Genomic DNA, 17,279 nt, shown 5'->3' with positions numbered 1-17,279 from the left:
TTTAATAAACAGAAAACTACATCATAGTACAGGATACTTGTGAACAATCAGTTTGTTATTTTTATCTAAATGCTTGTTTGTATTTTGTTAATCACTATTTTTTTCTGTACGATAAAGACCAAAAATACAAGCAGCCTATTGATTTTTTTATCTGAAAACCTTATTTCTCAAACTATTTAAAAATGGGATGTTCAGCATGAAGGAATACAAAAAATGTATTAACTAATTAACTGCATAAATATACCTAAACATGAAAATTTCAAGAAAAAAATTTCTTACTTCTATTAGCATGCTTGCCGCTTCTACGGCTTTTCCAATTACCTCTTTTGATTTTGGTTTTGGAAACACTAAAAAACTAAAAGTAGTTTTGGTGGGAACGGGGATCAGGGGTACAAGCTTTTGGGGAAGAAGATTGGCCGAACAATATAGCGATATCATAGAGTTTGTTGGCCTTAGTGACATCAATCCCGGTAGGCTGGAATACGGTAAAAAAGTCATAGGGGTAGATTGCCCTACTTTTACCGATTTTGACGAAATGTTGAAAAAGACCAATCCAGATTTGGTCATTGTAACCACGAAAGATTCAACACACCACCAGTTTATCATTAAAGGCTTGGATTATGGTTGTGATGTGTTGACAGAAAAACCACTTACCACAGATGAAGAAAAATGCCAGGCCATACTTGATGCAGAACGCAGATCAAATAAAAAATTGATTGTCGGTTTCAACTATAGATGGAGTCCTTATGCCACGAAGATTAAAGAATTGTTGGCCAACAATACCATTGGTCAATTAACTTCGGTAGATTTTCACTGGTATTTGAACACGTATCATGGGGCTTCCTATTTTAGAAGATGGCACGGGCTTAAAAATGAAGGTGGTACGCTTTGGGTACACAAGGCAACACATCATTTTGATTTATTGAATTGGTGGATAGACTCTGACCCAAGCGTGGTTTTTGCCCTTGGTGATTTGGAACATTATGGTTCCAATGGACCTTTTAGAGGTGCCAACTGTAGGTCTTGTGATCATAAATCAGAATGTGAATACCATTGGGACATTACAAAAAGTGAACACATGATGAATCTTTATGCCAACAATGAACAACATGACGGGTATATTAGAGACAATTGTTTGTTTAGAAATGAAATAGACATTTATGATAAAATGTCGGCTCAAGTAAAATATGCCAATAATGTCTCTTTAAATTATTCATTGACTACCTATTCCCCTTTTGAAGGATGGAGGGTGAGTTTCAATGGCACCGAGGGTAGAATTGAAGCTTCGCTGGATATTCCGTATCACGAAAAAATTAAAATAAGCCAGGCAGAAATGCATGCCAAAGAAATGGAGCAATCAGCTGTGGAAGAGGCCAACAGTGAATCTATTATTGTGCACAAGCTCTGGAAAGATTTTGAGGTAATTGATGTGCCTTTTGAAAGAGGTGGTCATGGCGGTGGAGATAAACGCTTACAGGATAAGATTTTTAAAACCGCGGATGCCAAAGACCCTTACGATAGGGCCGCGGGCAGTAGAGATGGAGCTATGTCGGTATTAATCGGTATAGCGGCCAGAAAAAGTATTGAATCTGGAAATCTTGTGAAAATTGGTGACCTAACCGATTTAAAACCTATGGTAAAACGAAATGACGTATAAAAAGCATAGATAAAAAATAAAAAACAAATAGTATATATAGAAAGGCCTTTGCATATGCAAAGGCCTTTCTATTAATAGGTATTAAAACCGAAACCCTAGTTTGTTAACAGTGTTTTTAGGTTTTTGGCCTTTTTTTAGCTTCGGAATCGTCATACACTTTTCTTTTGCCGCATTTTACTAAAAATCAGAAAAAGAGCACCGCATGTAATCCATGCAGGTAAGGTCACGTAGGAGAGGAAAATATCAAACTGAACTGAAATAAAATAGAACAAAGCAAAGGAGATGCCCCAAGCAAACAACATGGCTGCATTGAACGAGATACCCGATTTTTCAGCATAAAACCTACTAATGCCTGCTTTTTCAGCAAAGAAATGCTCAAAGACAATCACAGCTCCAACTGGAGCAAGAACAAATCCATAAAAAGCCACAAAGTCCAATAGTTTCATTGCAAAAGCTGGAAACAAACCTGCAATGGTAGCCACGGTTCCCGCAATAATGGTTACCCAAAAGGTGGAAACCTTGGGCATAATGGCCTGAAAAGCCAATCCAGCCCTATAGATAGTGGGGTTGGCCGTGGTCCACCCTGCCAAGATTACCGCAATAATTCCAAAAACACCAATGGCACTGTACGCCATTGGACCTGGTGCCACGGTAGGAGCCTGCCCCGATGTTAATAAAGCTTGTGCTTCTGGGGTTCTTACATAAACAGCATACAGCAATGCCGCAGCTATCCAGGCTATATAATGTCCCACGTACATTCCTGCAGCAGTGGTCCAACCAGAACTGGGTTTTTTAGCAAATCTAAATACGGTCAAATCGGACATCCCAATATGCATAGCTGCATTGGCAAACCAAGACCAAAATAAAACATGCCAAAAAGTATATTTTATCTGCCCTGGAAAAGGTTCAGATCCTTCTCCCCAAATGTTCCAAAATTCGGAGAAACTACCCACTCCCAATTGTTTTAGGGACACAAAACCACAGGCCAGAAACGCTATAATGATTATGGGAGACATATAATTGGCTGCTTTGGAAACCGTATTAAACCCTTTGGCAGCAATCAATGAAATCAATGCGCCAAGAACAAGTACGATAATAATCCAAGTAGGGCCGTTTGGAAGGGTATCTGTAAGTTTGGGCATTTCCATTCCAAAAGGGATACCCACGGCCGTTGCCGATACAGTAATCATCGCCCCAGCCAAAAAACAAAACAAAATTCCATTGGCAAGGTTGTACCCAACCACAAGTTTCTTACCCACAATTTTTTCTAGGTGATAGTATAATGTAAGTCTATACTTAACCGCAATTTCAGCGGTTAAAAAACGCCAACTCAAAACTGCCAATAAATTTCCCAACAAAAGGCCAATAATCAAATCAAAAGCGCTTACCCCAGCTGTTAGAAAAAGAGGTCCTATTACAAACTCGGTACCCGCAGCGTGTTCTCCCGCATACATGCCCAAGAAACTTTTCCAGCTCTTTAAATTTGATTGTGGAACAGGGGTTCTTTCAAACTCCCCTCCTGCTATATCCTCAATATTCTGTTCAATGTCGTATTGGCTCATAATCAAATGGTTATTTTGGTATTAAATGGTTTGGAAAATCTTCAACTTTCTCACAACAAACCTGTTCCATTACTTGCTGCAATTGTGTTTTTAATATGGAAATGACATGGTTCCCTCCTTGATTGCCCAAGGCACAGACCCCATACATAAAAGACCTTCCCAGAAATGTGAACTCCGCCCCACTTGCCAAAGCTCTGGCTATATCAGGGCCCGAACGGAGACCACTGTCCATCATCACTTTTATTTTATCTCCATAGTTTTCTGCTATGGGAACCAAAGGTTTTATAGTTGATTGACCAGCATCCAATTGTCGGCCTCCATGATTGGAAACTATGATACCGTCCAACCCTAGTTTTATGGCTTTTTCGGTATCCTCTTCGCTGGCAACCCCTTTTAAGACAATTTTACCCTTCCACATATCTCGAATGGGCTTTATTTTTTCTTCATTCAGACGCCCTGAAAAGGTGTCGTTCATAAATTTTCCCAACTGCTTTAAGTCTAACCCCTTGGGCATATAGGGGATTAAATTTGCAAAATTGGGTTGTCCGTACTTAAGCGTTTGCATTGCCCACTCGGGTCTACCTAGGATTTGAATCATATTTTTCAACGACATCCTTGGTGGCATGGCCAATCCATTTCTAATATCCCTGGGTCGATACCCAAAAGTGGGGACGTCTGACAGCAGCACCAACACCGGATATTCTGCAACTTCCAGTCTTTTTATAATATCGTCCCGAAGACTATCTTTCGCAGGGTGATACAATTGAAACCAAGCTTTTCCTTCCGTAATTTCTCCAACGCGCTCTATATTGCTGGTGGTTACTGTACTTAAAATAAAGGGTACATTATAATCAAAGGCGGCCTTTGCCAATATTTCGGGAGAATTGGGCCACATTAGACCTTGTAAACCAATGGGAGCAACACCAAAAGGAGCATCATATTCATGACCAAAAAGTGTGGTTTTCATAGATGATTTGGTATGCTTGGTGAGGTAATAAGGCTTTAGCTCCACTTCGCGGACTTCCCTGGTGTTTTTGTCCAGGTTTACATCTTCATTACACCCACCATCCAAATACTCAAAAGCGAATTTTGGGATTTTCTTTTTTGCCCGCTCTCTTAAATCGTCTATAGAGGGGTACTTTGGGTTAAAACTATCTTGTATGGATTTTGGAATTCTACCCATTATGCCAATTTTAGAGGGATTAGCTTTTTCATCTTATAATTTTCCTTGAGGAAATCTTTGCTCAGTTTTTTATTGGAGATCACCATGGCAGCTCCCAAAGCAGATCCCAAAGGAGAAACCGTGGTCCTGATACTATACTCCTTAAAATGGATTCCCATGAGCTTCACAAAAATATCATTATCGGCAAAGCCGCCGTCAATATATATTTTCCGGATTGGTACATCCCCAATGGCCATTTTCACCATTCTTACTTGAAGTTCCATTAATTCAATCATTAACTGATGAAATGCTTCCTCGAAAGTTTTAAAAGGCTCCAAATCGGTTTTTTGAAGCTGTTTTCGTTTCAATTGTATTCCTTCAAATTTGAAATGGGTGGAAGGGTTTTCAATAAGTTCAAGATATAGTGCTTGGTTGAATTTTACAGAACGATGATACCCATATTCCTTTCCATAATGCTCTCCCAGTTTTTTCACTTGAATCTTATATTCATTACCCATAAAAAAACGGGTGGCTTTAACCCGGGTGCCATCAATCCGCATGTAATTCAGACAGTTATTGGCAATATCATCCATGGTCAGTTGCTCGTTGTTAAAAGGATTCAACGAAATACTCCAAGTTCCGGTTGATAGCAACAAAAAGGGAGTTCTATTACCAAAGATATAGGGTAACAAAGCGGATGAACTATCATGGATTCCCACACCTATATTGATTCTCTTTTGGTTATAGACCATATTTATGCTGGTCTGCGATGCCACAATAGGAGCCAATTTTTCATTGATTCCTTCCTGATATACCCAATTGTGATAATCATTTTTTTCGTAATCCCACAAAGCCGTATGACAACCAATACTGGTATATTCACTTAAAGGAATCCCTGTGAACAAATAGGAAATGTACTGCGGAAAATGCAACGAATATTTAATCTTCCCATACCGTTCAGGATTGGTTTTCTTGAGCCAATACAATTGCATTCCTGAGTTGAGCATTCCCGATTTTGGAGAACCTGTCATCGATGGAACATTCTGGTAGGTAGCGTGGAATTCTTCTATGATGTCTTTTGGAATAGGTTTTAGGTAGTTGTATAAATGCCCCAATACCTTGCCCTCATTATCCAAATGAACCAAGCTGGCACCATACGTTGAAAAATTGATGGCCTTTATATCATAGGTTTCAGCGGTTAAAATCCTATCGAACAAATCCTTAAGCCATTTTTGAAGTTCGGGTAAGTTTTCTGTGGGAAAACCATCCTCGTCCTTGATTTCATCAAACTGGGCATACTCTCTGTATACTTCTTGGAGCTTTGCATCAAACAGGAAAAATTTTTTATTGGTCTTGCCAATATCAAAAACAGCGGTTACCTTAATCTTTCCCATACTAAATTTTTATAATCCGGATGCTTTTGAGTCAGTTCCTCGTTCTGAAATCAAGCTCTTACGAACCTCAAGTGTTCTATAGGCCTCTAAAGGGTTGATTGCCCCTCCAGCAATAAAACTCGCCTGTTGTATCAATGGTCTCACATCAGTTCTATAGGCTTGCTGTAAAATCTCTTGGCAGAGCGTAACATCACTCCTTTTTTGCGCCTCCTTTAAGGCATCTTGGTCAATTAGCAATGCCTTGGCATATGCTTCCTGTATAGCTTCCAAGGATTGAATTAAATCTTCCAAGGGGTCTTTTAAGTTATGGCTGGCATCTATCATCCATGAAAGTTCAGGGTTTTGTGGATTGTTTTGCATACCATAGACCAGCTCGTTAAAAATAAGAAACAAGGCATATGGCTTTATGCTGCCCACCGTTAAGTCATCATCTCCATACTTGCTATCATTGAAATGAAATCCACCCAATCTTCCCTTATACATCAATGTTGCAACAATTTGTTCAATATTGGTGTTGGGCAAGTGGTGTCCTAAATCAACCAAAGTTGTAGCTCGCTCCCCGCAAGCGTTTGCCAACATAAAAGAGGTGCCCCAATCTTGGATTATGGTACTGTAAAAATTAGGTTCATAGGGTTTGTATTCTATCAATAATTTCCAATCCAATGGTAGCCCGTCATAAATTTGTTTGAGGCTGTTTTCCGTATTTTTAAGCGATTCTTGAAAATTGTTCTGCCCCGGAAACGAGGCTCCGTCTGCCAACCAAACCGTTAACGCTTTTGACCCCAGCTGCTCCCCTATCTTAACCACCTCAATATTATGGGCAATGGCCTGCTCCCGTGCTGCCTTGCTTCGGTCTCCCAGTGAGCCATATTTGTAAGTTTCCTTTTGGTTGGGTTGATCCTGGAAGGTGTTGGAATTTACTGCATCAAAAGTTATGTTCAACAAGTTTGCCAATTCTTTAATGGCTAAATAATCTTCTGGAACGTCCCATGGAATATGTAATGAAACCGAACCTGCGGTTTGCGTAAGGGCATGCAGCAATCCCACATCCTCCAACTTTTGATTGAGATTGGACGGTTCTCCTTGATACGAAAACCGAGCAAAACGGGTACCTCCGGCCCCCAAGGCCCAACTCGGAACAGCAATTTGAAATTGAGATAGTTTTTTTACAATCCCATCTACTTCATGGCCCTGTTTGGTCAGTTGATTTGCCAAAAAATCAAAACTTGCTTTATGATTGGCCAACCCGCTCTTGTTTAGGTCTTCTATCTGTTCTTTATCTATCTGCATAACATTTTTTAATTTAGAAAAAAGCTCCCAAAGTTTAACCATCCTTGGAAGCTCTTTACAACTAAAACTAACTCAAACTAAACTTATCTTACAAATGCATTGGCCATACCGCCGTCCACATTAATTATGTTTCCTGTGGATTTGTCCAATATTCCGACCAATGAAAACACCCCATTGGCAATATCAGCAGGGTAGATTATCTCGTTCAACAAATTTCTTTTGGCATAATGGGCGGGTAACTCCTCAACAGCAATTCCATAGGCCTTGGCCCTTCCTTCAGCCCAATTTCCCTCCCAAATTTTACTGCCTACAATTACTCCATCCGGATTCACTGTATTCACTCTTATTTTATCTTTTCCCAATTCGGCGGCCAACAATCTGGTCATGTGCTGCTGTGCAGCCTTCGCAGTTCCATAGCCCACATTGTTGGGTCCAGAGACCAATCCGTTCTTACTGGCTATATGAATAATATCACCTCCTAAGCTTTGCTTTCTTAGAATGGAAACGGCTTGTTTTGCCAATTCAAACTGACCTTTTACCAACACATTTTGAAGAAGGTCCCAGTCTTTCTCCGTGGTATCTTCCAATGATTTGGAGATAGCAAGGCCCGCACTGTGCACCACAATGTCTACTCCACCAAATTCAAGACACGCTCTCTTATAAGCATTAGCAATGGATTCCGAATCGGTAACATCGCAAACGGTATAGGTTGAAATATCTTTGGCATAGGTTGCATTCACCTCTTTCAATCTATCTTCTGCAATATCAGATAGTACCACATTGGCCCCTTCTGCCGCTAACTTATCGGCAATGGCTTTTCCAATTCCGCCACCTGCTCCAGTTACCAAAGCCACTTTTCTTGACAAGGGTTTTTCCTTTGGCATTCTTTGGAGCTTGGCTTCTTCCAGCAACCAATATTCAATATCAAAAGCTTCTTGTCTTGGTAAAGAAGTGTACTGGGTTATTGCCTCTGCACCCCTCATTACATTTATGGCATTGATATAAAATTCACTGGCCACACGTGCCGTTTGTTTATTTTTTGCAAAAGAGAACATACCCACTCCAGGATAAAGGATAATCACCGGGTTTGCATCGCGCATGGCAGGGCTGTTTTCCTTTTTACAGCTTTCATAATACGCTTTATATTCTTTTCTGTACTGATCAAAAGCTGGATTTAATTTTTTCAAGACCGCTTCTGTATCGGAGATATCTTCTGAAGTATCCAAATCCAATACCAATGGTTGGATTTTTGTTCTCAAAAAATGATCTGGGCAAGATGTACCCATTGGGGCCAGTTTTCCCAAGTCGTTACTGTTGATGAATTCCAACACCTTGTCATCATCCGTGAAGTGACCTACCATTCTGTTCTCTGAAGAACAAAGTCCTCTTAAAATCGGAGCAAGTTGCGAAGCTTTTTCAATACGTTCTTCTTTGGGCAGACTCTCTGTCTTTTGTCCTCCAAAAACATTGCCCTGCGCCTTGACCTTCTTTTCTATGTATTCCGATGCCGTTTCAATGACATCCAAACTGTTCATATAGCACTCATAAGAAGTATCTCCCCAAGTAAACAATCCGTGGCTGCCTAAAACAATTCCCCTGATTCCTGGATTGTCATTTAGGCATTTTTCCAATTGAAGTGCCAAATCAAATCCTGGGCGTTGCCATGGGACCCAACCCATGGTATCTCCCCAGATTTCTTTGGTTATTTTTTCACTGTCTTTTGCAGCGGCCACTGCTATCAAAGCATCAGGATGCAAGTGGTCTATGTGTTCAAATGGAAGCAACCCATGCAATGGGGTGTCTATGGATGGTGCCCTGCTATCCAAATCATAGATACAATGGTTAAATAGTCCAACCATACGATCTTCATCGCTTAAGCCTCCGTAAACATTCTTTAAATTTCGTAATCTTTCAGTATACAATCCTGCAATACCAGAACGAGTAAGAGTTCCAATATCGCCACCCGATCCCTTTATCCACATTACCTCAACTTCTTCATTGGTCAATGGGTCTTTTTCAAAGGTCTTGCAGCTTGTGTTTCCTCCACCGTAATTGGTTATTCTAAGGTCGCTCCCCAAAATGTTGGATCTATATAGAAAAAGTGCCACTTGGTCATCTCCAAGTTCAGCTGCTTTTTTTTCGTCCCACAAGTAATTTACATATTGAAAAGCCTTTTGCACTTTCATATTCTTAAGTTTCATATTTACCAGTCAAATATATATTATTAGGAGTGCATTGCTGTCCTGTGGTGTTATGCTATTAATAGGGTAAATGAGTTTAAAAAAGCATGTCAAGGTAAAAAACTCCTATAAACACAATACCATGGGATTTTGTGATTTAACATTAAGTTTAATTTTAAAACTTAAAATATAATTATTACATTGTGTAATCGATTACACAAAACAATGATGTTTATAAATGATTAGTACCCCTGTCCATATTCATATTGATGAATTCTCTAGAATTCCAAAATACAAGCAGATTGTAAATTCAATCATTGACGATATTGCAAAAAGCAAGCTGGAAATAGGGCAAAAAATACCTTCTATAAACGAATTGAGTGAAACTTGTTACCTTTCAAGAGACACCGTTGAAAAAGCATATAGGGAGCTAAAAAAGAGGAAAATAATAATTTCAGTAAAGGGGAAAGGATACTATACCGCAAAGACTGATTTAATTTCCAAATTGAATGTTTTCTTTCTGATCAACAAGCCCAGTTCATATAAAATGAGAATCTATAATTCTTTTGTCAACTGTATGGGGGTTGATGGGCACGTAACCCTTTCCATTTATCATTGTGATGAGTCTTTGTTCATAAAGGCTATTGAAAAAAACATAGGAGCATATGACTATTATGTCCTTATGCCCCACTTTAAGGATGACAACTTGAATCACGTAAGCTCCACCGAGGCTGTAACCAACATTATAGAGCAAATACCAAAAGACAGGCTTATCCTTATGGACAACAACAAGCCTGAAATCAAAGGAAATCATGGAGCTATTATCCAAGATTTTAAAAACGACATCTATTTTGCCTTGAAAAGCGGAGCCGATAAGTTAAGTCAATATGAAAAATTAATATTGGTCTATCCCAATAAGACCGTATTTCCCTATCCCAGACGAATACTACATGGGTTCGTTCAATTCTGTGATGAACAAAATCTCAAGTTTGAAGTCTTGGATGAAATATATGAAGGCATGGAACTACATAGCAAGGATGCCTATATTGTAATAGAAGAAATGGATTTGGTAAGCTTGGTACATCAAGTTAATGCCAAAAATTTAAAACTGGGGAAAGATATTGGTATTATCTCCTATAACGATACTCCCCTCAAAGAACTATTGGGAATTACCGTGATCAGCACCGATTTTAACGCAATGGGCGAATTGACCGCCCATATGATTCTCAACAATAAATTGGAAACCATAAAAAACAATTTCCATTACATTGAGCGTAACTCCGTATAAATTTTGTTGGATTCAACCTCTATCTCACATCATACACACTACATAAACAAACTATATCCATCTTCCTTCACTCACAACAAATCATAAGAATGAAACAAGCAAAAATAGTCCTAGGGGCATTTATGGCTCTTGCGGGCACTATAATTTCCCAAGCCCAGGAAACCGAAAAAATAATGCTTTCCGGCGAAGATTTTGAACATCCCGTTAAATGGGATTTTATGTGTACCGATGGTGCCAACAGCAATATATGGACAACTATTAATGTGCCCTCTCATTGGGAGTTTGAAGGCTTTGGAGAATACACTTATGGTCGTTGGTATGCAGAATTGAAAAGCGAAGGAGGTCCAAGTAAGGAAGAAGGTTTTTATAAATATGAATTTGATATTCCATTGTCATATAAAGGAAAAGACAAAACTATAGTTTTTGGTGGGGCCATGACAGATACTGAAGTAAAAATAAACGGGAAACTGGCAGGCGAAATACACCAAGGTGGATTCTATGAATTCAAATACAATATCACTTCTCTACTTAAATATGGAGAAAAAAATCTTTTGGAAGTCCATGTTTATAAGCACTCAGCCAATGAGTCCATAAACGCAGCCGAGAGAAAGGCCGACTGGTGGCTCTTTGGAGGTATTTATAGACCCGTTTGGCTGGAAATCGCTCCAAAAACACAAATAGAACATATTGCTGTAAATGCTAAAATGGATGGTTCGCTCACAGTGGATATGAATATCAAAAATTTATCCAAAAACGCCGTGGTTGAGGCATCAATCACGGCATTGAAAGATGGTGCTTCTTTTAAAACGCATTCCTTTGACATTCCAAGAAAAACAGCAAAGAAAACCATTTCCATGCAATGGGATGATGTGGCATTGTGGACCCCGGAAACCCCAAATTTGTACACCTTGAACCTTACATTAAAACAGGGTGAAACAACCATTCACGAAGTATCAAAGCGTATAGGTTTTAGAACGCTGGAGTTCCGTAAAAAAGACGGTATTTATGTAAATGGCACCAAGATTATCATGAAAGGGATAGACCGCCATACCATATGGCCGGAATCTGGAAGAAGCACAAGTAAACGTATCAGCATAATGGATGTAAATCTCATGAAAGATATGAACATGAATGCTGTTCGTGGTCATTACCCCCCGGACACACATTTCTTGGAGGCCTGTGATTCACTTGGTCTTTTTGTGTTGAATGAATTAGCAGGTTGGCAAAATCCCTATGATACCGAGGTGGGTACAAAACTGGCAACCGAAATGGTCAAAAGAGATGTGAACCATGCCTCAGTCCTCATGTGGGACAACGGCAATGAAGGTGGCTGGAATTACGATGTGGACCCTATTTTTAGGGATCTAGACCCCCAAAAACGCATTGTCATCCACCCTTGGTCAGATTTTGATGATTGGGACACACATCATTATCCCACCTATCAAACAGGTGTCCATCGTTTTAACAATGGTGAAAATGTATTTTTCCCAACCGAGTTTTTGCATGGCACCTACGACAACGGTCACGGGGCCGGTTTAGAGGATTTTTGGAGCCAATGGAAAGAAAGTCCATTGTTCGCTGGCGGATTTATGTGGGTGTTTTCCGATGCTGCGGTAAAGAGGAGTGATTGGACGGGTGAACAACAATACGATTCCAAGGGATCTCTCGCACCAGATGGTATTTTAGGTCCACATCGTGAAAAGGAAGGTAGTTTTTATACCGTTAAGGAAATCTGGGCTCCAATTCAATTTGCACCTAAAAAAATTACAGCAACGTTTGACGGTTCTTTTTTGATCACAAACGACTACCTCTTCAGCAATTTGAACAGCTGCACCATGGAATATCGCGTGGTGAAATTCCCAGAAAACACATTTTATTCAAACGCCGCATCAGAAATAATTCTTTCAGGGGGAATAGACATTCCATCCATAGAACCCGGTGAAACACGAAAGATTAAAATGTCGGTTGCGGATAATTTCTTTGATGGGGATTTATTGGAAATCGTAGCGCATGACCAACATCAAAGAGAAATTTTTACGTGGTCCTGGCCTATTCATGACGCCGAATATTTTACCACTAAATTTTTGTTGAAAAAGGAAAGTACAGCAATCGCACAGGCCAATGAAATTGGAAATACCGTAACGCTTACAGGTGGTACTATTAAAGTGGTTTTGAATAGGGAAAATGGAGAAATCACATCAGTTTTTAATGGTCAACAAGAAATCCCTTTTAAAAATGGCCCTCGACCCATTGGTATGAAAATAGAGATCAAAGATGTGAAGGTAAGCCAAGAAGGCAACAATGCGGTTTGTTTGGTTCAATACAGAGGCGGTATCCATTCCATCAAATGGACCATGCATCCGGACGGACGTCTGAAAATGGAAATGATTGCCCTTAAAAATGCAGGAAGGAGCAATGGCTTTGACGGAGCATTTTATGAAGGAGAAGTTGACGCTTTTGGAATCACTTTTGATTTCCCGGAAGATAATGTAAAAGGCATAAAATGGTTGGGGAAAGGTCCTTACCGCGTTTGGAAAAACAGAATCAAGGGGGCAACCTATGGGGTTTGGGAAAAAGAGTACAACAACACTATTACCGGTGAAAGTTTTGAAAACTTGATCTATCCAGAATTTAAAGGGTATCATGCCAATTTAATTGGTGCATCATTGGAATCGGAACCCTATAGTTTTAAAGTTTACAGTGAATCGGAAGAAGTATTTTTGCGCTTATTTACACCGGAAAAACCCAAAAATGCGCTTCCTGGAAGTCATCCCCAACCCGAATTTCCTGAAGGTGATATTTCATTCATGTATGAAATCCCAGCGCAGCGCTCATTTAAACCTTTAGAGCATCATGGGCCCAAAAGTCAACCTACTAATATCCGCATCAAAATAGGCGACCAAGGTATTCCTATGAATTTGTGGTTTGATTTTAGAACGATCAAAAATAAAAACGATTAAAAAATGGAAAAGAGTACTATTTCAAGTATCAGGTTGGTTTTTTATCTGTTTGGTATCACTTTAATAGTTTCATGCACATCACCGGAAACATTTGAAAACATAACTTTTTATCCAGCGGCTAATGAACAGCATATTAGTCCAGATACACACCTTAAGATTACATTCGATACCGTACCCATTATTGGCAATACGGGTAAAATAAAAGTTTTTGATAGCGCTACCGATTCGTTAGTGGATGTATTGGACATAAGCATTCCCGCTGGACCAACTGAACGTGATAATAATCCTGAAGCGATTTATACCGATGTACCCTATGAATATGTTGACGGTAATTTTAGCAATGCTAATACAAAACCCGGTACACCTTCGGGAACTGGATTGCCTCCATCCAATGAATATCAACTAACAATTATTGGTGGTTTTACTGATGCTTTTCATTTTTATCCCATTATTGTTCATGAAAATACGGCAACAATCTACCTACACCACAACCTTTTAGAATACAATAAAGACTATTACGTTTTGATTGATAGTACGGTAATAACTCCAACAAATGGGAAATTTAAGGGCGTTTACAATAAAAATACATGGCGTTTTAGCACAAAAGAAAATGCTCCCGACCTTGATAAAAAGGAACTAGTAGTTGATGATAAAGGCACTGGTGACTTCAATACACTTCAAGGGGCTATTGATTATATTCCCAATAATTATAAAGATACTATCACCATTTTTATTAAAAATGGGGTTTATGAAGAACTAATTTATTTCAGGAACAAATCCAACATTATTATCAAAGGTGAAGATCGAGAAAAAGTAATCGTTCAATATGCCAATAAAGAAGAATTCAATCCACATCCATGGAATATAAAAACCAATGAGTGGCCTGGATCTTTTCCTTCAAGAAGAGCAGCTTTCGCCATAGATAATTGTAAAAATATCCAATTATTGAATTTAACCGTCAAGAACTTATTATATGGACAGGCAGAAGGGTTATTGATCAATGGTGAAGAAATAATAGTAAAAGACGCAAATATTGTGGGTTCCGGGGATGCCTTGCAAACCAATGGAACTGCGTACTTTGAAAACATAAGGCTGGATGGAGCTGGTGATACTATACTAGGTCGTGGCGCTGCATTCTTCTTAAATTGCGAATTATCTTCCAATGGGCCTTTTATGTGGGTAAGAAATACGGAAGCCAATCATGGTAACGTATTTGTTAATTGCCGTTTTACAGGCTTAAGCCCAAAAGGCACTACATTGGGAAGAGCACCCATAAATAATGGCAACTCATATCCTTATACCGAGGCTGTTTTGATTGATTGCGCTCTCAAAAATATTGCTCCGGTAGGATGGGGAACGGTTGGGGAAGTCACTGAAAATATACATTATTGGGAATATAACAGCACCAATATAGAGGATGGAAAGCCAGTTGATGTTTCCCAACGAGCTGATTTTTCCAGACAATTGACTATGGATAAAGACAAAGAGATTATTGGAAACTATTCCAATCCTGCTTTTGTTTTAGGTGGATGGACACCAATACCCGCTAAATAAGCAAATAAATTAGTTATAACATTTAAACAAATTAGCTGAACAATCATCATGAACAACCAACATTCATTCCTTCTTATTTTAGTGGTCGTATCAAGTTTTTTTGCCTGTAATTCTTCAAAATCCGAAGCGCCCGTATCTTATTTATTCACCTACTTTGTTGGGAGTGGTCCGGGAGAAGAAGCAATACATTATGCCATTAGTGATGATGGATACAAGTACTATGCCTTGAACAATAATGAGCCCATTATCGACTCAAAGGAGATAAGTACATCAGGAGGGGTCCGTGACCCGCATATCCTAAGATGTGAGGATGGCAAGACTTTTTATATGGTAGTCACCGATTTATATGTTATCGATCAGGGCTGGAACAATTATGCCATGGTTTTAATGAAGTCCACTGATTTGATCAATTGGACAACAACTAAAATCAATATCCCAGAAACGTACCCTGAAGAATATGGAAATATTGACAGGGTTTGGGCACCCCAAACCATTTATGATGAAGACACAGGTAAGTATATGGTGTATTGGTCCATGCATACCAAAGACAGTCCAGATAAAATATATTATGCATACGCGAATAAAGATTTTACAGGCTTTGAGACCACTCCAAAGCAGTTGTTCTTTAGCCCAACCAACAGTGCATGTATTGATGGCGATATTGTTTTTCACGATGGGAAATACCACCTGTTTTTCAAAAATGAAAGTGAAGGTGGTGGAATCAGAAAGGCGATTTCGGACAAGTTGACCGAGGGTTATGTGCAACAAGAGGGGTTTTACGACCAAACCGATGCTGCAGTTGAAGGTTCCGGTATTTTTAAATTGATTGATTCTGACGCATATATTTTAATGTACGATATGTACACATCGGGAAAATATCAATTTACAATATCCAACGATTTAGAAAATTTTACGGTGGTTGATGATGCGGTTTCAATGAATTTTCATCCGCGTCATGGAACCGTTATTCCGATAACTGAAAAGGAAAAAGAGGCCTTGTTGGAAAAATGGGAAACCCTGGATAGAGGTGCATTTTTGAGTTTTGATTCCAAGGACATCAACCAAATCAATGTGGATGTAAATGGTGAGGAAAGTACCATTTATGTGCCCATTAAGCCAGAGACTGACATTTCAAATTTGGACCTAAAGATACAAACCGTTCCGTGGGTCAATGCAGTAACGACTGGCCCCCAGGATTTTTCAAAAGGTCCCGTTGATTATATCGTGGAATATGGGGATAAACAAAAAACGTACAAGGCCTCTGTTCATCTGGATAATAATCCTGTGATAAAAGGTTATTATGCCGATCCTGAAATTTTTTATTCCCATAAAGATTCCACCTACTATTTGTACCCAACATCAGATGGTTTTACAAATTGGACCGGCACCTATTTTAAAACATTTTCATCCAAAGACTTAATCAATTGGAAAGATGAAGGCGTTATCCTTGATTTGGAAAAAGATGTTAGTTGGACCAGCAGAAATGCATGGGCACCAGCGGCAATTGAGAAAAAGATAAATGGAGCGTACAACTATTTTTACTATTTCACGGCTGCGCAGAAAATTGGTGTTGCCGTATCTGATGAACCAACTGGCCCTTTTGTCGATTTAGGCAAACCTTTAGTTGGCGAAAAACCACAAGGCATTAATAGAGGTCAAGAAATAGACCCCGATATATTTATCGACCCAGTTTCAGGGAAAAGCTATTTGTATTGGGGCAATGGGTACATGGCGGTCGTGGAATTAAATGATAATATGGTTTCCATCAAGGAAAATTCCTTAAAAATAATCACCCCTTCAGATGGCACTTTCAGGGAAGGAACTGAAGTGTTTTACAGAAATGGAATCTATTATTTCCTATGGTCTGAAAATGATACCCGAAGCCCAGACTACCGAGTAAGATATGCCACATCAAACTCCCCAACAGGGCCTTTGACCATTCCAGAGAATAATCTGATTTTGGAAAAAGTACCCGAGAAAGGCATTTATGGTACTGGACATAACAGCGTTATCCAAACACCAAATACAGATGAATGGCATATTGTTTACCATAGGTTCAATCGTCCAAAGGGCATTCATATGGGGCGGGCTGCCGGGTACAACAGAGAGGTATGCATAGACAAGTTGGAATTTAATGAAGATGGAAGCATAATACCCGTTGTTCCCACCATAGAAGGAATAGAATAAGCAGGTTTCAGTATTTATGAAATTTAAATTTTAAAGTCCTGGATT

General features: G+C 39.3%; 10 protein-coding genes. 5 read left to right on the top strand and 5 right to left on the bottom strand.

Annotated features, from left to right (window positions below; translation table 11 throughout):
- Positions 1–250 precede the first annotated feature (250 nt).
- The gene (locus J0X14_RS17425; RefSeq protein ID WP_207099103.1) at positions 251–1,657 is read left to right on the top strand and encodes a Gfo/Idh/MocA family protein; all 1,407 of its coding nucleotides are present in this window, start codon (positions 251–253) and stop codon (positions 1,655–1,657) included.
- Between the two features lie 149 nt (positions 1,658–1,806).
- Here J0X14_RS17425 and J0X14_RS17420 read toward each other — a convergent pair whose 3' ends face one another.
- The 5 genes from J0X14_RS17420 to J0X14_RS17400 form a co-directional block, all read right to left on the bottom strand.
- Positions 1,807–3,219, bottom strand: a complete 1,413-nt coding sequence (locus J0X14_RS17420) for a purine-cytosine permease family protein (protein WP_207099102.1) — start codon at positions 3,217–3,219, stop codon at positions 1,807–1,809.
- A gap of 10 nt (positions 3,220–3,229) precedes the next feature.
- Positions 3,230–4,402 (bottom strand): alpha-hydroxy acid oxidase, encoded by a 1,173-nt coding sequence (locus J0X14_RS17415; protein WP_207099101.1) that lies wholly within the window; start codon positions 4,400–4,402, stop codon positions 3,230–3,232.
- Entirely contained in the window at positions 4,402–5,775 is a 1,374-nt protein-coding gene (locus J0X14_RS17410) for an FGGY-family carbohydrate kinase (RefSeq protein ID WP_207099100.1), read from the bottom strand. The genes J0X14_RS17415 and J0X14_RS17410 overlap by 1 nt, the downstream gene beginning before the upstream one ends.
- 9 nt (positions 5,776–5,784) lie before the next feature.
- A complete protein-coding gene (locus tag J0X14_RS17405; protein WP_207099099.1) occupies positions 5,785–7,065 on the bottom strand; it encodes a sugar isomerase in 1,281 nt (426 codons plus the stop codon).
- Between the two features lie 83 nt (positions 7,066–7,148).
- Positions 7,149–9,251 (bottom strand): bifunctional aldolase/short-chain dehydrogenase, encoded by a 2,103-nt coding sequence (locus J0X14_RS17400; RefSeq protein ID WP_207099098.1) that lies wholly within the window; start codon positions 9,249–9,251, stop codon positions 7,149–7,151.
- Positions 9,252–9,483: 232 nt separating this feature from the next.
- Here J0X14_RS17400 and J0X14_RS17395 point away from each other — a divergent pair, with 232 nt between their 5' ends.
- The 4 genes from J0X14_RS17395 to J0X14_RS17380 all read left to right on the top strand — a co-directional run bounded on the left by J0X14_RS17395 (position 9,484) and on the right by J0X14_RS17380 (position 17,234).
- The gene (locus J0X14_RS17395) at positions 9,484–10,533 is read left to right on the top strand and encodes a GntR family transcriptional regulator (protein ID WP_207099097.1); all 1,050 of its coding nucleotides are present in this window, start codon (positions 9,484–9,486) and stop codon (positions 10,531–10,533) included.
- A gap of 89 nt (positions 10,534–10,622) precedes the next feature.
- The gene (locus J0X14_RS17390) at positions 10,623–13,493 is read left to right on the top strand and encodes a glycoside hydrolase family 2 protein (RefSeq protein WP_207099096.1); all 2,871 of its coding nucleotides are present in this window, start codon (positions 10,623–10,625) and stop codon (positions 13,491–13,493) included.
- A gap of 3 nt (positions 13,494–13,496) precedes the next feature.
- Entirely contained in the window at positions 13,497–15,047 is a 1,551-nt protein-coding gene (locus J0X14_RS17385; protein ID WP_207099095.1) for a pectinesterase family protein, read from the top strand.
- Positions 15,048–15,095: 48 nt separating this feature from the next.
- The gene (locus J0X14_RS17380; protein ID WP_207099094.1) at positions 15,096–17,234 is read left to right on the top strand and encodes a family 43 glycosylhydrolase; all 2,139 of its coding nucleotides are present in this window, start codon (positions 15,096–15,098) and stop codon (positions 17,232–17,234) included.
- The last annotated feature ends 45 nt before the right edge of the window (positions 17,235–17,279 follow it).

It is taken from the genome of Allomuricauda sp. CAU 1633 (assembly GCF_017313225.1).
GTDB lineage: Bacteria > Bacteroidota > Bacteroidia > Flavobacteriales > Flavobacteriaceae > Flagellimonas.
Note: the sequence above shows the minus strand (reverse complement) of the source record. Positions and strands in the feature narration are given on the sequence as shown.